Below are 18,247 nucleotides of genomic sequence, written 5' to 3'. Positions count from 1 at the left end.
GGCCCACCTGCAGGTGCCCCGACAGGGCGGCGGGCGAGCACGGACCCGCCCCGACCGGGTGCGCGGGGACAAGGCCTACTCCTCCCGCGCCATCCGCACACACCTACGCAGGCGGGGGATCCAGGCGGTCATCCCCGAACCGGCCGACCAAGCCCGACACCGCAAACGCCGCGGCTCCCGCGGCGGACGACCACCCGCCTTCAACGAGGTCGACTACCGCGGACGCAACGTCATCGAACGCAGCTTCAACGAGCTCAAACAATGGCGCGGCATCGCCACCCGCTACGACAAATTGGCCACGCTCTACCGCACCGCCATCCTCATCCACGACACCATCACCTGGACAAAGACATTGTCAGACACGGCCTAGGCCACCCACTCCCGCCACCTGGTCAGCAGCACCTTCAACAACACAGCCGGGTTTTCGGTGTTCGGTGAGTGTGCCGCGCCGGGGATGAGTTCGAAGGGCGCTCCCAGGCGGGCCGCCATTTCGCGCTGTGCCGGGACGCTCCAGGCGTCGTCGCGTTCGCCGGCTATCACCTGCGTTGGCACGCCCGTCGCGGCGAGTTCGGGCACCCGGTCCGGCTCCGTGCGCAGGCCGCGCGCCATTCCGAGCAGCCCGGCCGGGTTCGAGGCCAGGAAACGCAGTCGCAGGAAGTCCTTCAGGTCCGTGGGCATCGCGGTCCACAACGGCGACCGCGCGCTCACCTGCTCCCGCACCCGGTACACCTCGTCCAAACCGGACTGCCGCAACACCGGCTCGCCCGCGCCCAACGCCTGCCGCCGGGCGCCTTCCGGCAACTCGCCGGGTCCGCTGTCCAGCAACGTCAACCCCGCGACCGGCGCGCCCGCCAGCACCGCCGCCCGCGCCACCAGCCCACCGTAGGAGTGGCCGAGCAGCACCACCGGCCCGTCGATGTCCGAGATCAGCCCGGCCACCACGGAACCCAGCGCGGCAGGCAGGTAAGCCTCCTCGTCAGGCGGGCCCGGCGACTCGAACTGGCCCGGCAGGTCGATCGCGACCGCGCGGAAACCACCGTCCGCCAAGCCGTCCAGCAGCGGCGCGAAGTCCTCTTTGGACCCGGTGTACCCGGGCACCAGCACGACGGTCGCCTTCGCCGGAGCGGGCGTGCGCAGCGCGGCCAGGCCCCGCAGGCGCACCTTCTCCGCCCCGTGAGGGGTCAGCTGCGCCGTCACGAAAACGCGACCAGCGTGTTCCCACGCTGTTCGAGCAGCACCGGCCCCAGCGCGGCCAGGCGCACCGGCCCGGTGTAGCCGTGCCGGTCCACCGCGATCGTGCGGATCGTCGACCCGTCCGACTCGTTCAGCACCGCCAGCCCGCCCTGGATCGGCACGACCAGCTGGTGCGCGAAGGTGATCCCGGGGCCGAGCGCGCTGTTCAACGTCCACAGTGGAGTCAGGTTGTCCCGGGACAGCGCCATCATCTTCGACCCGGTGAACCAGTACACGTTCGCCGACGTCGTCGACGTGACCGGCGCCAGCCCGGCCGGGTCCTGCGCCAGGTCCGACGCGGGCAGGTCCAGCGGGTAGGCCGCGGTCTGCTCGCCGTCGGCGTCGTAGAGCACCAGCAGCCTCTGGTCCGGCAACGCGACCGCCGTGTGATCACCCGACATCGCGACCATCTTCGCGTTGTGCCCGGCCACGATGGCGCTGAACGACACCTGCGGCTCGTCCGACTCCTTGGGCACGGACTTCATCACCGTCAGCCGGTCGCCGGGGTCGCCGGGGCACCGCTCGATCACGCCGAGCCGGCCCGACGCCATCGCGACCGAGCCGTAGGTGCAGCCCGTGCGCGGCTGCTTGTTCGGGTTCACCAGGGCGGGGACCTTGCCGTACTCGTTGGTCTCGACGAGGTCGTCCCGCCAGGTCACGAGCAGTTCGGGCCCGGTCGCGGTGACCTGGCTGCCGTCGGTCACCAGCCGCGTGCCCAGCGGCGCGCTGCCGGTGCGCTGCGCCTTGCGCAGGCCCGTGTCGATGCCGAGCCCGATCACTTCGGAACAGCCGGACTCGCCGTTCACGCCGTCCTTGCGGTACACCGCCAGCACCCGGCCCCAGGCCTCGGCGGCGGTGCACAGCGTCAGGTCGCGGGCGTAGCGCCAGCGCACCTCGCCGGTCAGCGGGTCGCGCCCGGCGATCTCGCCGCCGTTCGCGGTGGCCACGGCCGTGCCCTCGGCGATCGGGACCGGTGCCGAGTCGCTGGGCGCCTGCCACAGCTCGCGCAGCGTCGGCGGCACGGTCGCCGGCGCGGGCGGCAGGGGAGCGCCCGGCGCGGACGTCTCCTGGATGGTCGCCCGGCTCGCGCTGCCTGCCCAGATCACGACACCGGTGACGGCCACGACGACGACGATCAGGACCGCGACGACCCGGTCACGGGGCCGGTTCCACGGGGACGGCCGCTCGCGTCGCGGCCGTTCCGGAGCCGGCGCCGGGGCGGGAGCGCCGGCCAGCACGTCCTCCGCGCCGATCGGCCCGGCGACCTCGCCCCCGTCGGGACGGCGGTGCCGTCCACCCGCCTCGGGCTCGCTCACGTTCCTGCTCCCGGTGTTCGCCGGCGCCCCCGCGGCGCCGGTCGGCCTCAGTCTGCCGAACCCGGTGTATCAGACGTGTTCGCCGTCGCGCTGGCCGAGCCCGAACGGCGACGGCGGCGGCGACGGGCGGGACGCTCCGCGGCCTCGCCGCCCTCGCGCTCGGTCGGGCCCTTCTCCGCCGGGCCCGAGGTGTCGCCGACCGCCTTGCCACCGCGGGTGCGGCGGCGCGGACGGCGCTCCTCACCCGACGGCTCGCCGGTGGCCTCGGCCTGCTCGCCCTCGGCCTTCGCGGCGCCGCGGGTGCGGCGACGGTTGCGGGTGGTCGCGCCGCCGCTCCGGCGACGGCCGCCCATCTGCTCCTCCGGCTCGGCGGCCAGGCCGGCGCGGGTGCGCTTGGACAGCGGCAGCCGCCCGGTGGCGTCCTCCGGGATGTCCAGGTCGCTGAACAGGTGCTTCGACGTCGAGTACGTCTCGACCGGCTCGGCCATGTCGAGCTTGAGCGCGTCGTTGATGGCCTGCCAGCGGTGCATGTCGTCCCAGTCGACCAGCGTGATCGCGACACCGGTCTTGCCCGCGCGGCCGGTGCGGCCGATGCGGTGCACGTACGTGCTCTCGTCCTCGGGCGTCTGGTAGTTGATCACGTGCGTCACGTCGGTGACGTCGATGCCGCGAGCGGCAACGTCGGTGGCGACCAGCACGTCGACCTTGCCGGAGCGGAACGCGCGCAGCGCCTGCTCGCGAGCGCCCTGGCCGAGGTCGCCGTGCACCGCCGCGGCGGCGAACCCGCGCTCGGCGAGGTCGTCGGCCACCTTCTGCGCGGTGCGCTTGGTGCGGGTGAAGATCATCGTCAGGCCGCGGTCCTTGGCCTGCAGCACGCGGGCGATCAGCTCGGGCTTGTCGAGCGAGTGCGCCCGGTAGGCGAACTGGGTGGTGCGCTCGTGCACCGCGCTGGAGTCGTTCTCCTCGGCGCGCACGTGCGTCGGGCGGTTGAGGAAGGTGCGGGCCAGCTTGATGATCGGGTCCGGCATTGTGGCCGAGAACAGCATGGTCTGCCGCTGGTCGGGCACCATGCCGAGGATGCGCTCGATGTCGGGCAGGAAGCCCAGGTCGAGCATCTCGTCGGCCTCGTCCAGCACCAGCGCGCGGACCTTGCCGAGGACCAGCGCCTTCTGCTCGGCCAGGTCCAGCAGGCGGCCCGGGGTGCCGACGACCACGTCGACGCCCTTGCGCAGGGCGCTGATCTGCTGCTCGTACGGGCGGCCGCCGTAGATCGCCAGCGTGCGCACGTTCAGGTGCTTGCCCGCGTCGGTGAGGTCGCGGGTGACCTGCAGGCACAGCTCGCGGGTCGGGACGACCACCAGGGCCTGCGGGGTGCCGTCGCCGGGGGAGACCACGCGCTGCAGCAGCGGGACGCCGAAGCCCAGCGTCTTGCCCATGCCGGTGCGGGCCTGGCCGATCAGGTCGTCGCCGGCCAGCGCGAGCGGCAGCGTGAGGGCCTGGATGGCGAAGGTGTGCTCGATGCCGGCCTCGGCGAGCGCGCGCACGATCTCGGGGCGGACGCCCAGCTCGGCGAAGGTGGGGGTGGCCGGTTCGACGTGGTCGGCCTGCAGCGGGTGGGAGGTGTCGGTGTCCGGGACGCCCGTCTCGCTGTGCTCGAGGGCCACCGGGTCGATCTCGTTGTTGTCGGGAATGTTCGCGGTCAGTGTGATCGCCTCTCTCTACCAGCGCGCACGGCCTGGTCGAGATTCGGCACTCAACCGGCGGGAAGGTCCACCGGGAATGCCTGGACGGCGTGCACGCGCATTACCTGCCGCTCACAGTGGCGCCCGGGGTCTGCTCGTCCTCCGGCGAGTCGAGGCGGGTGTGCCTCGGGTGGGGCGCGCTACTGCGGATGCGGTAGCTTTCCCGTCCAATTGTAACCGGTACGGCCCCGGCCTCGGCATTTCGGCCCGGTGTGTCCACGTTAGATTCGTCTCCCCGTGACGGCGGTACGCTCACGGCCGTGACACGAGAGATCAGCGAAGGCGTCGTCGACCTGCTCGGGGTCATCGCCTACGGCGAATTGTCCGCGTTCGACCGGATGGCGGAGGACGCGCGGAAGGCGCCCACCCTGTCCGGGCGCGCCGCGCTGTCGGCGATGGCGGCCGCCGAGATCGGGCACTACGAGATGCTGGCGAAGTTCCTCGCCGAGCACGGCAGGCGCGTCGAGGACGCGATGGCGCCGTTCGTGGCCCGGTTCGACGCCTGGCACGCGTCCACCGCGCCGAAGTCGTGGCTGGAATCGCTGGTCAAGGCCTACGTCGGGGACGGGCTGGCGGCGGACCTCTACCGCGAGGTGGGCAGCTGGCTGGACCCGGAGACCAAGGACCTCGTCGTCACGGTGCTCGCCGACACCGGGCACTCGGCGTTCGCCGAGCGGGAGGTCGCCGCCGGCATCGAGGCCGACCCCAAGACGCGGGACAAGCTGGCGCTGTGGGGACGGCGGCTGCTCGGCGAGGCGCTGACCCAGGCGCAGTACGTGGTGGCCGAGCGGGACCCGCTGGCCGAGCTGATCGTGTCCGGCTCGGGCGACCTGTCGGGAATCGCCGGGCTCTTCCGGCGGTTGCAGCAGGGGCACACCAAACGGATGCAGGTGCTCGGGCTGGGCTAGCCTGGGCGGTGGAGTACGTGGCAGAACCAGTCGGAGGTAACAGGTGGAGGTCAAGATCGGCATCAAGGACACCCCGCGTGAGCTGGTGGTGTCCAGTGGCCAGTCCGCCGAGGAGGTCGAGAAGCTGGTCGCCGACGCGCTGAAGACCGAGGACGGCCTGTTCAGCCTCACCGACGAGAAGGGCCGCAAGTTCCTGGTCCCGTCGGACCGGATCGCCTACGTGGAGATCGCGCCCTCGGACGTGCGCCGGGTCGGGTTCGCGGTCGGTTCGTAAGTCTTCTCGCGGAGGGGGCGTTCACCACGAGGTGGACGCCCCTTTCGTCGTTTCGTAGAGTGCGCGTTGATCCCGGTCGGCGAGCTGCTGGCAGGTTACGCGCCGCGTATCGGCAAAGCCGTCGAGCTTATTACTCCAGTGATGTTGCGGCTGCGCGCCCCGAGGAATGGCGGGAGCCGATCTGATGATCGGCTTGGCGCAGGTCGTGCGATGGCGTCTTGACCAGCTGCGGCCATGTGTGAGGCCCGCGTCCTCGCCGATGCGGAACTCGCCGACCGGGTGGGCGAGGTGCTGCGGCAGGCCGAGGACATCGACAGCCACTCGCGCAACGGCTTCGACCGGATCAAGACCGAGCGCGCGGGCCCGGACACGGGGATCGAAATCCGGTTCAGCGACGCTTACGGCGGTGAGCTGGTCTTCAGGTTCCGCCAAGCGAGCCCTGCTCGGCGCGACCACCGGCTGCCACCTCTACGCCGCGGCCAAGGAGCGCGGCACCCCGTGCCCCTCGACCACTCCGTGACGCGTCAGTCGGCCAGTTCGGCGAGCGTTTTCGGCACCGTGAACGGCGGCGTGCTCGTCCCCAGGATGCGGTAGCGGCCCCACGGGTCGGGGTCCGACAGCTCGCCCGTCGCGGAGCCGTCCGGGGTGCGGATCTCGCCCTTCTTCTTCCGGCCGCCGCACAGCTCGTCCAGCCGGGCGCTCGGCGCGATGCGGCCGTACCAGCGGTAGTAGCCGTCGATGGGCTGGAAGTGGCCCCTCAGCTCCACCTCGACCGGCACCTCGGCGCCGTCCACCACCACCGTCGCGGGACCGGTGTAGCCGTCTTCGTCGTCAGCCGACATCCGTCTCCTCCTTCGGGCGCACCCGTCCGAGCTGGACGATCTTGTTCTCCTCCAGCGGCTTGTTCGGGTCGATCGTGACCCCGTGCTGGCGGGCCAGCCCGTCGATCGCGGCCCAGATGATCTGCGTCAGGTACTCCACGACGCTGTCCCGGCTCATCGACCGGCGCTCCAGCCACCACTCACCGGTGTTCTGGACCATCCCGACGATCCCGTACGCCCACGGCTCGGCCGCGCCGGAGTCCATGTTGAACATCCGCATGTAGTCGCCGAGCAGGGCGGTCAGCGCGGTCGCGATCAGTTCCTTGTCCTCGGCCACCACGTCGGCGTCGGCCGGCTTGCCCGCGAACGAGCCGCGCACCAGCAGCCGGTACAGGTTCGGGTGCTCCTCGATGACGGTGAAGAACGCGTCCAGCGCCATGCGGATCCGCGGCACCGGCGCCAGCTCCGCGTTGATCGCCGGGACCAGCCGCGAGAACAGCAGCTCGGTGCCCCGCTGGCCGAGCGCGTCGTACAGGTCGGCCTTGTCTGCGAAGTGCCGGTACAGCACCGGTTTGGTGACCCCGGCGGCGACCGCCACGTCGTCCATCGCCAGGTCGGGACCGCGCTCGTCCAGCGCCTTCAGCGCCGCCTCGACGAACTCGGCCCGGCGCTCGACCCGGTGCTTGCGCCACCGGTCCCGGCGCGCGTCGCCGGTCGCCGGCTCGCCTGCCGAAGGGTGCTTGCCGCTGCGCTTGACACGATCCGTCACGCGCCTCATGCTACCAGAGGTAACTGTTACCACGGGTTACACAATGTGGGGAGCACGCGATGACGCGAACGCTGGACGACCACGGCCGCGAGAAGACCGCCGACCGGTTGCTGAAGTCCTCGGCCAACAAGTTCTACGACCCCGACGTCGACATCGACTGGTCCGCCCCGCTGGCCGAGGGCAAGCCCTTCCAGCTGGAGCGCCGCAGCTCGCTCTACGGCACCCACCTGTGGGACCGGCTCACCGAGGAACAGCGACTCGAACTGGGCAAGCACGAGCTCGCCAGCATCGCCAGCAACGGCATCTTCTTCGAGGTGCTGCTGATGCAGCTGCTGCTCAAGGAGGTCTACAACTCCGACCCGACCACGCGGCACGTGCAGTACGCGCTCGCCGAGATCGCCGACGAGTGCCGCCACTCGACGATGTTCGCGCGCTCGGTCGAAGCCGTCGGCGCGCCGGCGTACGGCCCGGTGAAGATCGTGCACCGGCTGGGCAAGCTGCTGCCGTTCATCGGCTACGGGCCCGCGCTGTACGGATCGATCCTGGTCGCCGAGGAGATCCTCGACCGGATCCAGCGGGAGAGCATGGCCGACGAGGACATCCAGCCGCTCGTGCGCATGGTCAACCGCATCCACGTGCTCGAAGAGGCGCGGCACGTGACCTTCGCCCGCGAGGAGGTCACCCGCGGCATGGCGAAGCTGAACAAGGCCGAGCTGCTCTACCAGCGCTGGCTCATCGCCGTCGTCAGCTTCGCGATCACCCGCAGCCTGATCAACCCGCGCGTCTACAAGGCGGTCGGCCTCAACCCGCGCGAGGCGTGGGAGGCGGCCATGAACAACCCGCACTGGCACGAGACCCTGCGCTGGTCCGGCGAGCGCATCATGGCGTTCCTCGACGACGCCGGGCTCGTCGGCCAGCCGGGCACGTACTGGTGGCGCAAGTCCTTCCTGCTGGGGGCCCGATGACGGCGACGGTCCGTCGGAGGGGGACGGACCGTCGCTTCACGACGAGCGACGGCACCGCCCTCCACGTCGAGCTGTCCGGACCGCGCGACGCCGCGGTCACCCTGGTGCTGGTGCACGCGTGGACGCAGGACCACCTGGAGTGGGACCCGGTCCTGCCGCTGCTGCCGACCGGGGTCCAGGTCTTGCGCTACGACCACCGCGGGCACGGCTGGTCGGAGCCGGCGAAGCCGGGGACGGCGACGGTCGCGCAGCTGGCCGACGACCTCGCCGAGCTGATCGCGGAGCTGGCGCCGGAGGGCAGGCTCGTACTGGCCGGGCACTCGATGGGCGGGATGACCGTGATGGCGCTGGCCGAGCGGCACCCGGAGCTGGTCGAATCGAGGGTGGACGGGGTCGCGTTCATCGCCACCTCGTGCTGCGACATGGACCGGCTCACGCTCGGGCTGAACGGGCGGGCCGGACGGGTGGCGGCGCGCGTCGACAAGACGTTCGGGCGGCTGCTGAACCGGTGGGGCGCCGAGCACGTGCCGATCCCGGCGCCGCTGGCCCGGCCGTCGGTGAAGTGGCTGGCGTTCGGGAAGAAGGTGCGGCGGGCCGACGTGCGGGCGATGACGGAGCAGTTCCTGCGTGCGCACCCGCGCAGCGTCGGCGGCTTCCGCGACTCGATGTCCGACCACGACCGGCGCAAGGCGCTCGCGACCCTGCGCGGCACGCCCACGGTGGTGATGGTCGGCGACCGGGACCGGATCACACCGGTGCACCACGCGCGCGTGATCGCCGAGGAACTGCCCGAGGCGGAGTTCGTGCTCTTCCCCGGCGCCGGCCACGAGCTGACCTACGAGCGGACGCGCGAGGTCGCGAAGCGGCTGAGCCGCCTGCTGGAGAACTAGGACCGAGCGTTTTGAGGGCGGCGGAGCCGCTTCCGCCGCCCTCGCAGCCGGCACCGCCGCGGGTTCTGAGTCAGCTCAGCCGCGCGGAGCGCGTCGTTTGAGGGTGGTGGTGGGAGACGGGCGGGCGCCTCCTCGCGAGGACAGCGCCGACGTGGTGGTCGGCACTGCCGCGCGGAGCGCGTCCACCAGGGGTGGATGAAGGGTGGTGGTCGGGCCGGCGGGCGGGATTCTGAGGTTCCGCCACCCGCACCACTACACAGGCCGACCCGACATTTCAGGAATCGCCTGGCGTGTGCTGGAGCGGGAAGCCGCCGCCGATGCCGCGCCAGGCGAGCGTCGCGGTCAGCGACACTGCCTCCTCGCGGCTCATCGTGCTGTGGTGGGCCAGCCAGAACCGGGCGCTGACCTGGCTCAACCCGACCAGGCCGACCGCCAGCAGGCGCGCCCGGCCCTCGTCCAGGCCCGCGTCGGCGGTGATCGTGTCCGTGATCGCGTTGACGCACTCGGTGGTGGCGCGGTCGACGGCCTCCTGCACGACGGGCTCGCCCCGCAGGTCGGACTCGAAGATCATCCGGAAGGCGCCGGTCTCGCTGGCGACGAAGTCGAAGAACGCGCCGACGGCGGCCCGCACGCGGAGCTTGTTGTCGGTGGTCGAGGCGAGCGCCTCGTTCACGCGCGCGACCAGCTCGTCGACGTGGTTCTCCAGCAGCGCGGTGTAGAGGTCCAGCTTGCCCGGGAAGTGCTGGTACAGCACCGGCTTGCTGACTCCCGCCTGCTCGGCGATCTCGTCCATGGCCGCCGCGTGGTACCCGTTTGCCGAGAAGACCCGCTGCGCCGCGGCCAGAAGCTGAGCGCGCCGCTCGGTCCGGGGTAGCCGGACTCCCCGCTGTTGCGCCGCCGCAGTCTCCGTCATGCTTTCCTCCCAAAGAACCCGTTCGAGATTACTCGCCGGTATCGCCGAGTCGCCAAGGGCCGGGTGGGTAGGCATCCTGGATTGATGACCGACACCGTCCCGGCTTCCCGGCCGTCCCCGGATCCCGGGGCGCCCAGGGTGCCCGTCACGCACGTACCGCTGTCCACTCGTGAGTTACCCGAACTCGACCCGAAACTCCCGCCGTGGCCGGGGAAAACCGAGCAGGTCGGCGGCGTCTCGCTGCACGTCCGGCGCACGCCGGGCGCGGCGGAGGAGACGGTCCTCTACGTGCACGGCCTCGGCGGGTCGTCGACGAACTGGACCGACCTGGCCGCCCTGCTGGCGCCGACGGCCGGGGGAGCGGCGATCGACCTGCCCGGCTTCGGGTTCTCCGAGCCGGAACGCGCCTTCGATTTCAGCCTCGACGCGCACGCCGAGGTGGTCGCCAGGTTCGCGGAGGGGCTCGGCGCGGGCCCGGTGCACCTCATCGGCAACTCGATGGGCGGCGCGGTCTCGCTCCTCGTCGCGGCGCGGCACCCCGAGCTGGTCAAGACGCTGACGTTGATCTCGCCGGCGATGCCGGACCGGCGGCCGGACCCGCGCCGGCTGTCCGATCCGCTGATGGCGCTGGCCTACCTGCCGTTCGTCGGCCGCCGCGCCCGGCGCAAGCTCGCCGCCTACACCGCGCACCAGCGCGCCAAGATGGTCATCAAGCTGTGCTTCGCCGACCCGGACTCCTTCCCCGAGCACCGGATGGCCGAGCTGGTCGAGGAGCACAGCGCGCGCGCCGAGCTGGCCTGGGCGAACGTGGCGATGTCGCGCAGCACGTTCGGGATCTTCCGCACCTGGTTCGCGCGGGGCGCGGCATCGCTGTGGCGGGTGACGCCCAACGTGACGGTTCCCACGCTGGTGGTGTGGGGCACCGAGGACAAGGTGATCTCGGTCCGCCGGGCCGCGCGGACCGCGAAGTTGCTGCCGCGCGGGCGGCTCCTCGTGCTGCCGCGGACCGGTCACGTGGCGCAGATGGAACGCCCGGTTGTCGTAGCGAAGGCCGTTCTGGGTATGTGGGAGGCGGTCGCTGCCGGTTCGTGGTAGCCCATTCGAGTTAATCCGAGCTCGCTCCGTGACGGCTTGGTCGCGCGTTGCGTAACTCTGCGCATGTGGCAATCTGGGACCCGTGAAGCGGGCGAGCAGCGGCGAGCGTGGCGAAGGACGGCGAGCACAGTACGCGCCCCCGTCGGGCCGGTCGTCGGTGCGCCTGAGCGAGGACCGCTACCGGCCGCGCGCGCGGCGCGTGCAGGCCGAGCCGCTGGCCGCGTCGTGGAAGCCGCCGCAGGCGCAGCTCGAGCAGGACCCGGAGGAAGCCCGCCGGGCGCGGCGCCGCAAGGGCAAGGTCGGCCGTCTCGTGGGCGCCTACGGCTGGCGCGTGTACGCGTTGCCGGTCCTCGTCGTGATCACCGTCCTGGTGGTGTTCAACACCGCGACCGAGCCGGCCCCGCCGCAGACGAACTCCGCGGCGCAGACCCTCGACGGCGGCGCCGGGCAGGGCGGGGACAACGCGCTCTCCGAACAGCCGGCCGCGCCGCGCGACCTCAACATCCCCACCGCCGAGCTGCCGACCGGCGGTGATTTCACGCAGAGCGGCTCCATGGCCTACCACGTCGTCCCGGTGCCGAACGACGGCGTGAGCGGCAAGGAGGCCGGCAGCGGCGGGAAGCTTTACCACTACACGATCGAGGTCGAAAACGGCATCGACGCCGCCAGTTACGCCGGTGACGACGCCTTCGCCAGCGCCGTCGAGCGGACGCTGTCGGACGTGCGCAGCTGGATCGGCACCGGCAAGGTCAAGCTGCAGCGGGTCGGCGCGGACTACCCGGACATCGACTTCCGCGTGAGCCTCACCACGCCGGACACCGCCAAGCGGCCGGACGTGTGCGGGTTCAGCATCCCCTTCCCGACCTCCTGCTACTCGCGGGCGTTCGACCACCGCGTGGTGATCAACCTCGCCAGGTGGGTCCGCGGTGGGCTCGCGTTCACCGACCTCGGGATGTACCGGCAGTACGCGATCAACCACGAGGTCGGGCACGCGCTGGGGAAATCGCACGTGGGCTGCCAGGAGAACGGCGCGCTGGCGCCCGTGATGATGCAGCAGACCTTCGGCGTGTCGAACAACTACGTGGCCCAGCTGAACGCGGTCGACCAGTACAACTCGAAGGCCGTGCCGGCCGACGGCAAGACCTGTGTCCCGAACGCCTGGCCGGTGCTGCAGTTCGGCGATTCGGCCCCCGCGGGCTGACGCGTTCCACATCCTGGGACGGCGGGAAGAGTCCGGTCGCGCTCCGTGTTGTGGATACTTGGGGAAGCGACAACGACAGCCGCGCGAACTTGGAGGACCGATGGCAGGCACGCTGCCGCCGCTCGTGGAGCCGGCGGCCGAACTCACCAAGGAAGAGGTGGCCCGCTACAGTCGGCACCTGATCATCCCGGATGTCGGGATGGACGGGCAGAAGCGGCTGAAGAACGCGAAGGTCCTGGTCATCGGTGCGGGCGGCCTCGGCAGCCCCGCGCTGCTGTACCTCGCCGCCGCGGGCGTCGGGACGCTCGGCGTCATCGACTTCGACGTCGTCGACGAGTCGAACCTGCAGCGCCAGGTCATCCACGGCCAGTCCGACATCGGCAAGCCCAAGGCCGTCTCGGCCAAGGAGTCGATCGCCGAGATCAACCCGTTCGTCAACGTCATCCTGCACACCGAGCAGCTGACCACCGCGAACGCGCTGGACGTCTTCCGCGGCTACGACCTGATCCTGGACGGCACGGACAACTTCGCGACCCGCTACCTGGTCAACGACGCCGCCGTGCTGCTGGGCAAGCCGTACGTGTGGGGTTCGATCTTCCGGTTCGAGGGCCAGGTCAGCGTGTTCTGGGAGGACGCGCCGAACGGTCAGGGCCTGAACTACCGCGACCTCTACCCCGAGCCGCCGCCTCCGGGCATGGTCCCCTCGTGCGCCGAGGGTGGCGTGCTGGGCGTGCTGTGCGCCTCGATCGGCTCGATCATGGTGACCGAGGCGATCAAGCTGATCACCGGTATCGGTGAGCCGCTGCTCGGCCGCCTGATCAGCTACGACGCGCTGGAGATGAAGTACCGCGAGGTCAAGATCCGCAAGGACCCGGAGACGCCGAAGATCACCGAACTGATCGACTACGAGGCGTTCTGTGGTGTCGTTTCGGACGAGGCGCAGCAGGCCGCGTCGGGCAGCACCATCACCCCGGCGGAGCTGAAGGCCAAGTTCGACGCGGGCGAGAACTTCGAGCTCATCGACGTCCGCGAGCCGCACGAGTACGAGATCGTGAACATCAAGGGCGCCAAGCTGATCCCGAAGGACCGCATCCTGTCGGGCGAGGCGCTGGCGGAGCTGCCGCAGGACAAGCCGATCGTGCTGCACTGCAAGTCGGGCGCCCGGTCGGCGGAGGCGCTGGCGGCGCTGCACCGGGCCGGGTTCAAGGACGCCACGCACCTCGGCGGCGGTGTGCTCGCCTGGGCGCGGCAGATCGACCAGAGCCTGCCGACGTACTGAGCGGTTCATGACGGAAGAAGGCCCATCGCGGTTCGCCGTGGTGGGCCTTCTTCGTCACACCGACCGAGCGGCGATCGCGTCGATCACCGCGGCGTTCCGGTGCGCCCGCGGGCCAGGTCGTCGACGGGGTCCGGCCCGGGCCGCCGACCAGCGTGGTCTGCCGGACGATGGTGGCCGGGAGCCCGCCGAGGGAGTCGAGGTGCCGCGCGGCGCGGACCGCGGCCTCGTGATCGGCTGGGCGGTTGTGGCCAGCAGCACCATCCCGGTGGTCGGCGAACGAGACCACCGCGCAACGCGCGCGCTACCTGCTCAGCCCGATCCTCTTCCCGGCCGCGGAACCCACGGCTTGAACGCGGGAAAAACGTCGTCGCCACGCGGTAATCTCGGGCGGTGCCCGACGGTCCGAGAGCAGGTCAGCCACCGGCGACTGTCCTGATGGCGTTCGGCCTCCAGCACACCACCCCGGAGCCGCTGCCGGGTGGGCGGGCGCACCGCTGCGGCGACGTCGTCCTGACCCCCGTGCGGGACCGGCCGAAGGCGCTCTGGCTCGCCGGCACCATGCACGCCCTCGACGTCCCCGACCTGCGCATCGCCCGGCCGCAGCGGGCCCGGGACGGGCGGTGGATCGTCGCGGGTTGGGCGGCCCGCCGCTACCTCGACGGCGTGCCCGAGCACCGGCACGACGAGATCATGCTCGCCGCCCTCAAACTGGCCCACGCCCTCACCGGCTTGCCGTGCCCGAAGCACCTCGCCGCCCGGACCGACCCCGACGCGATCGCCGACCGCGTCGCCTGGGGTGAGGCCGAGGTGCCGGTCGACGAGGCCAAGGGCGGCCGCTGGTTCGAGGTCCTCGCGGTGGCGCGAAGACCCGTGGGGCTGCCGGACCAGGTCGTGCCGGGTGACCTCTTCGGCGCCGTCCTCTTCGACGGCGACGCCCCGCCCGGCATCGTCGACTTCGACCCGTTCTACCGGCCCGCCGAATGGGGCGCCGCGGTCGCCGCCGTCGACGCGGTCGCCTGGGGTGACGCCGCCCCCGACTTCCTCCAGCGCTGGTCCCACCTGCCGGAATGGCCCCAGCTCCTGCTGCGCGCCGTGCTGTTCCGGCTGGCAGGCAACGCCCTCAGCCCGCGTGCCACGGCCGCTTCCCTGGACGGTTTGCGTGCCGCCGCGGCCGCGGTGAGTGAGATCCTGTAGCGCCCGTCACTTCTCACCGGGCATCGCCCGAAATGCCGTAGCAATGTCAAACGCCTGAAACATTTGGGAGTTTTCAGGTAACACGCCGTTCCTACCGTCTCTGGGCAGAGGCGGAAGGAGGTGCGCGTGACGCTCACCGCGGAACCCCAGGTCAAAGTGGCCACCCACTGTCCCTACTGCGCCCTGCAGTGCGGGATGAGCCTGTCCGGCACCGCCGTCGCACCCCGCGAGTTCCCCACCAACGGCGGCGGCCTGTGCCAGAAGGGCTGGACGTCGGGCAGCCTGCTCACCACCCCGGCGCGGCTGACCACGCCGCTGGTCCGGGTCGACGGCGAGCTGGTGCCCGCGACCTGGGACGACGCGCTCGACCTCGTCGCGCGCCGGATCACCGAGGTCCAGGCCGAGCACGGCCGGGACGGAGTCGCCCTGTTCGGCGGCGGCGGCCTCACCAACGAAAAGAGCTACCTGCTCGGCAAGTTCGCCCGCGTCGCGCTGGGCACCTCGCAGGTCGACTACAACGGCCGGTTCTGCATGTCGTCCGCCGCGGCGGCAGGCAACAAGGCGTTCGGCCTCGACCGCGGCCTGCCGTTCCCGCTGACCGACGTCGGCGGCGCGGACGCGGTCCTGCTGATCGGCTCGAACCCGGCCGAAACCATGCCGCCGTTCATGCAGCACCTGCGCAGGGCCATCGACACCGGCGGGCTGGTCGTGGTCGACCCGCGCCGCACGCCGACCGCGGACCAGGCGAGCCTGCACCTCGCGCCCGCGCCGGGCACCGATCTCGCCTTGGCGCTGGGCATCCTGCACGCGCTGGTCGCCGAGGGCCTGTTCGACCGCGACTACGTCGAGCAGCGCACCCGCGGCTTCGACGCGGTGTGGCAGATCGCGGCCCGCTGGTGGCCGGAGCGCGTCGAGCGGATCACCGGTGTCGCCGCAGCCGACCAGCGCCGCGTCGCCACCCTGCTGGCCAACGCCCGCAACGCCTACATCCTCACCGCGCGCGGCACCGAGCAGCACGCCAGCGGTTCGGACACCGTGAGCGCCTGGATCAACCTGGCGCTGGCGCTCGGCCTGCCCGGCCGCGAAGGCTCCGGGTACGGCTGCCTCACCGGACAGGGCAACGGCCAGGGCGGGCGGGAGCACGGCCAGAAGGCCGACCAGCTGCCCGGCTACCGCAAGATCGACGACCCGGCCGCCCGCGAGCACGTCGCGCGCGTGTGGGGAGTCGACCCCGCCGAGCTGCCCGGACCCGGCCGCTCGGCCTACGAACTGCTCGACGCTCTGGGCACCGAGACCGGCCCCAAGGCGATGCTCGTGTTCGGCAGCAACGTCGTGGTGTCCGCCCCGCGCTCGGCGCACGTCGCGGACCGGTTGCGCGGCCTGGACCTCCTCGTCGTCGCGGACTTCGTGCTGTCCGAGACCGCCGCGATGGCCGACGTCGTACTCCCGGTCACGCAGTGGGCCGAGGAGAGCGGCACGATGACGAACCTGGAGGGCCGCATCCTGTTGCGGCAGAAGGCGATCGACCCGCCCGCCGGCGTCCGCAGCGACCTGGAGGTCCTCAATGGACTCGCGCAGCGCCTCGGGCAGCCGGCAGGACGTTTCCCGGTCGAGGCGAAGACCGTGTTCGCCGAACTGCGCGAGGCTTCGAGGGGCGGGCTCGCGGACTACTCCGGCGTCACCTACGAGCGCCTGCACGACGGCGAGGCCCTGTACTGGCCGGTGCCCGGCACCGAGCACGCCGGGACGCCGCGGATGTTCCTGGACTCCTTCGCCCACCCGGACGGCCGCGCGCGGTTCGTCCCGGTCGAGCACCGCGGCCCCGCCGAGCCGACCGACGACGAGTTCCCGCTGATCGCGACCACCGGCCGGGTGCTGCAGCACTACCAGTCCGGGGCGCAGACCCGGCTGGTCGGCGAGCTGAACGACGTGGTGCCCGAGGCCTACGTCGAGGTGCACCCGGACACCGCCGCCCGCGCCGGACTGGCCGACGGCGACTGGGCGGCGGTGGTCTCCCGGCGCGGGGAGACCACCGCACGGGTGCGGTGCGTCGCCTCGATGCGGCCGGACACGGTGTTCCTGCCGTTCCACTTCCCCGGCGCGCAGCGGGCGAACCTGTTGACCAACCCCGCCCTGGACCCGACGAGCCGCATGCCCGAGTTCAAGGTGTGCGCGGTTCGCCTGACCACGAAGGACGGTGCGGAATGACCCGCAAGGTGGTGGTGCTGGGCTACGGCATGGCCGGGGCCCGGCTCGCCGACGAGATCCGGGCCCGCGATCCGGAAGGCACGCGCGTCACGCTGACCGTCATCGGCGAGGAGCCGCACGCCGCGTACAACCGCGTGCTGCTCTCCGCCGTCGTCGCAGGCACGATGCGCCCGGAGATGGTCCGCCTGCACGACGCCGGGTGGGCGGACGCGCACAACGTCGACCTGCGCACGGACGTCAAGGCCGAGCACATCGACCGCGCCGCCCGGCGGATCCGGCTCAGCGACGGGTCCACTGTGGACTACGACGCGCTGGTGCTGGCCACCGGGAGCCGCCCGTGGCTGCCGCCGGTCGAGGGCCTGACCCTGGAGGACGGCACGCCCGCGCCGGGCGTGGTCACCTTCCGCACGCTGGACGACTGCGACCGCATCCTGGACGCCGCCAAGGCCGGCGCGCCGGTTGCGGTGCTGGGCGGCGGGCTGCTCGGCCTGGAGGCCGCCCGCGGCCTGGCGGGGCGCGGCAACCTGGTGACCGTCGTGCACCCGGTCGGGCACGTGATGGAACGCCAGCTCGACGCGGGCGCCGGTGGCGTGCTGGCCAAGGCGCTGGGCGAGCTGGGCATCGACTTCAAGCTCGGCGCGGGCGCGGCCCGGTACCTGCCTGGTGACGGGCTCAAGCTCGACGACGGCAGCAAGGTCCACGCCGACCTGGTCGTCGTCAGCACCGGCGTGCGGGCTGAAACCACGCTCGCGGTCGAGGCCGGCCTGGAGGTGGACCGCGGCATCGTGGTCGACGACGCGATGCGCACCAGCGACGGCCGCATTCACGCGATCGGCGACTGCGCGCAGCACCCCGGCACGGTGTCCGGCCTGGTCGAGCCGGCCTGGCAGCAGGCCAAGGTGCTGGCCGACCTGCTGACCGGCGCCGACGTGTCCGCGCGGTACCGCGGCACGCAGGTGATCACCAAGCTGAAGGCGCGCGGCATCGACCTCACCGCGCTCGGCGACGTGCACACCGACGCCGCCGACCCGGACGCCGAGGTCGTGTGCCTGACCGACCCGACCCGTGGCCGCTACGCGAAGCTCGTCGTCCGCGGCGAGCGGGTGGCCGGGGCGATCCTGCTGGGTGCGCCGGACGCCGCCGCGAACATCACGCACCTGTTCGACCGGGGTGTCCCGGTTCCCGAAGACCGGCTCGCCGTCCTGCTCGGGCGCGCGCTGCCGGGCGGGGCGACCGTCGCGTCGAGCCCCGCCGACATCCCGGCGGCCGCCGTCGTCTGCCGGTGCAACTCGGTGACGAAGGGCCGGCTGGTCGAGGCGTTCCGCGCCGGTGCCACCGACGTCACCGAGCTCGCTTCCGTGACCCGAGCGACAACCGGATGTGGCAGCTGTCGCGACGCCGTCTGCGGCATCGCCGACTGGCTCGCCACCACCGCCTGA

18 protein-coding genes are annotated in these 18,247 nt (G+C 71.8%); 11 read left to right on the top strand and 7 right to left on the bottom strand.

The window, feature by feature from the left end; genetic code table 11:
- A partial coding sequence (locus ABZ193_RS31505) for a transposase (protein ID WP_354712491.1) occupies window positions 1–370 on the top strand: 370 nt, incomplete at its 5' end.
- On the opposite strand, the gene ABZ193_RS31500 is transcribed toward ABZ193_RS31505, so the two are convergent.
- From ABZ193_RS31500 to ABZ193_RS31490, 3 genes are read right to left on the bottom strand one after another with little or no spacing between them, the layout of a single operon-like run.
- Complete coding sequence (locus ABZ193_RS31500; RefSeq protein WP_237337696.1) at window positions 367–1,197, bottom strand: alpha/beta hydrolase; 831 nt, start codon at window positions 1,195–1,197, stop codon at window positions 367–369. The two genes, ABZ193_RS31505 and ABZ193_RS31500, sit on opposite strands and share 4 nt — an antisense overlap.
- Entirely contained in the window at window positions 1,194–2,549 is a 1,356-nt protein-coding gene (locus ABZ193_RS31495; protein ID WP_237337695.1) for a PQQ-like beta-propeller repeat protein, read from the bottom strand. Before ABZ193_RS31495 ends, ABZ193_RS31500 begins: the two co-directional genes overlap by 4 nt.
- A gap of 47 nt (window positions 2,550–2,596) precedes the next feature.
- Window positions 2,597–4,213: a DEAD/DEAH box helicase gene (locus tag ABZ193_RS31490; protein ID WP_237337694.1), complete on the bottom strand. Its 1,617-nt coding sequence runs from the start codon at window positions 4,211–4,213 to the stop codon at window positions 2,597–2,599.
- A 338-nt stretch (window positions 4,214–4,551) separates the two neighbouring features.
- On the opposite strand from ABZ193_RS31490, the gene ABZ193_RS31485 reads away from it, so the two are divergent.
- Window positions 4,552–5,199: a ferritin-like fold-containing protein gene (locus tag ABZ193_RS31485; RefSeq protein ID WP_017986955.1), complete on the top strand. Its 648-nt coding sequence runs from the start codon at window positions 4,552–4,554 to the stop codon at window positions 5,197–5,199.
- 43 nt (window positions 5,200–5,242) lie between these two features.
- Window positions 5,243–5,473, top strand: coding sequence for a DUF3107 domain-containing protein (locus tag ABZ193_RS31480; protein ID WP_017986956.1), 231 nt, complete (start codon window positions 5,243–5,245; stop codon window positions 5,471–5,473).
- Between the two features lie 21 nt (window positions 5,474–5,494).
- On the opposite strand, the gene ABZ193_RS31475 is transcribed toward ABZ193_RS31480, so the two are convergent.
- From ABZ193_RS31475 to ABZ193_RS31465, 3 genes are all read right to left on the bottom strand, one after another.
- The gene (locus ABZ193_RS31475) at window positions 5,495–5,905 is read right to left on the bottom strand and encodes a hypothetical protein (protein WP_237337693.1); all 411 of its coding nucleotides are present in this window, start codon (window positions 5,903–5,905) and stop codon (window positions 5,495–5,497) included.
- A 92-nt stretch (window positions 5,906–5,997) separates the two neighbouring features.
- The gene (locus tag ABZ193_RS31470) at window positions 5,998–6,315 is read right to left on the bottom strand and encodes a DUF4873 domain-containing protein (RefSeq protein WP_020419785.1); all 318 of its coding nucleotides are present in this window, start codon (window positions 6,313–6,315) and stop codon (window positions 5,998–6,000) included.
- Window positions 6,305–7,072, bottom strand: coding sequence for a TetR/AcrR family transcriptional regulator (locus tag ABZ193_RS31465; RefSeq protein WP_027936129.1), 768 nt, complete (start codon window positions 7,070–7,072; stop codon window positions 6,305–6,307). The genes ABZ193_RS31470 and ABZ193_RS31465 overlap by 11 nt, the downstream gene beginning before the upstream one ends.
- A gap of 50 nt (window positions 7,073–7,122) precedes the next feature.
- Between ABZ193_RS31465 and ABZ193_RS31460 the strand changes: the two genes are divergently transcribed.
- The gene (locus tag ABZ193_RS31460) at window positions 7,123–8,028 is read left to right on the top strand and encodes a diiron oxygenase (protein ID WP_237337692.1); all 906 of its coding nucleotides are present in this window, start codon (window positions 7,123–7,125) and stop codon (window positions 8,026–8,028) included.
- The gene (locus ABZ193_RS31455; RefSeq protein ID WP_354712490.1) at window positions 8,025–8,918 is read left to right on the top strand and encodes an alpha/beta fold hydrolase; all 894 of its coding nucleotides are present in this window, start codon (window positions 8,025–8,027) and stop codon (window positions 8,916–8,918) included. The genes ABZ193_RS31460 and ABZ193_RS31455 overlap by 4 nt, the downstream gene beginning before the upstream one ends.
- A 274-nt stretch (window positions 8,919–9,192) precedes the next feature.
- Here ABZ193_RS31455 and ABZ193_RS31450 read toward each other — a convergent pair whose 3' ends face one another.
- The gene (locus ABZ193_RS31450) at window positions 9,193–9,831 is read right to left on the bottom strand and encodes a TetR/AcrR family transcriptional regulator (RefSeq protein WP_027932365.1); all 639 of its coding nucleotides are present in this window, start codon (window positions 9,829–9,831) and stop codon (window positions 9,193–9,195) included.
- 84 nt (window positions 9,832–9,915) lie between these two features.
- Between ABZ193_RS31450 and ABZ193_RS31445 the strand changes: the two genes are divergently transcribed.
- From ABZ193_RS31445 to ABZ193_RS31420, 6 genes are all read left to right on the top strand, one after another.
- On the top strand, window positions 9,916–10,926 hold the full coding sequence (locus tag ABZ193_RS31445) for an alpha/beta hydrolase (RefSeq protein WP_027936127.1): 1,011 nt from the start codon (window positions 9,916–9,918) through the stop codon (window positions 10,924–10,926).
- 82 nt (window positions 10,927–11,008) lie between these two features.
- Window positions 11,009–12,127 carry a DUF3152 domain-containing protein gene (locus ABZ193_RS31440; RefSeq protein ID WP_157358642.1) on the top strand — a complete coding sequence of 373 codons (1,119 nt, stop codon included), beginning with the start codon at window positions 11,009–11,011 and terminating at the stop codon, window positions 12,125–12,127.
- 100 nt (window positions 12,128–12,227) lie between these two features.
- Window positions 12,228–13,406 carry an adenylyltransferase/sulfurtransferase MoeZ gene (moeZ, locus tag ABZ193_RS31435; RefSeq protein WP_017986964.1) on the top strand — a complete coding sequence of 393 codons (1,179 nt, stop codon included), beginning with the start codon at window positions 12,228–12,230 and terminating at the stop codon, window positions 13,404–13,406.
- Window positions 13,407–13,796: 390 nt separating this feature from the next.
- A complete protein-coding gene (locus tag ABZ193_RS31430; RefSeq protein WP_354712489.1) occupies window positions 13,797–14,600 on the top strand; it encodes a TIGR02569 family protein in 804 nt (267 codons plus the stop codon).
- 195 nt (window positions 14,601–14,795) lie between these two features.
- Window positions 14,796–16,808: a molybdopterin-dependent oxidoreductase gene (locus tag ABZ193_RS31425; RefSeq protein WP_354712492.1), complete on the top strand. Its 2,013-nt coding sequence runs from the start codon at window positions 14,796–14,798 to the stop codon at window positions 16,806–16,808.
- Window positions 16,805–18,247, top strand: coding sequence for an FAD-dependent oxidoreductase (locus ABZ193_RS31420; protein WP_354712488.1), 1,443 nt, complete (start codon window positions 16,805–16,807; stop codon window positions 18,245–18,247). Before ABZ193_RS31425 ends, ABZ193_RS31420 begins: the two co-directional genes overlap by 4 nt.

Source organism: Amycolatopsis sp. NPDC006125 (genome assembly GCF_040614195.1).
Taxonomy (GTDB): Bacteria; Actinomycetota; Actinomycetes; order Mycobacteriales; family Pseudonocardiaceae; genus Amycolatopsis_E; species Amycolatopsis_E tucumanensis.
Note: the sequence above shows the minus strand (reverse complement) of the source record. Positions and strands in the feature narration are given on the sequence as shown.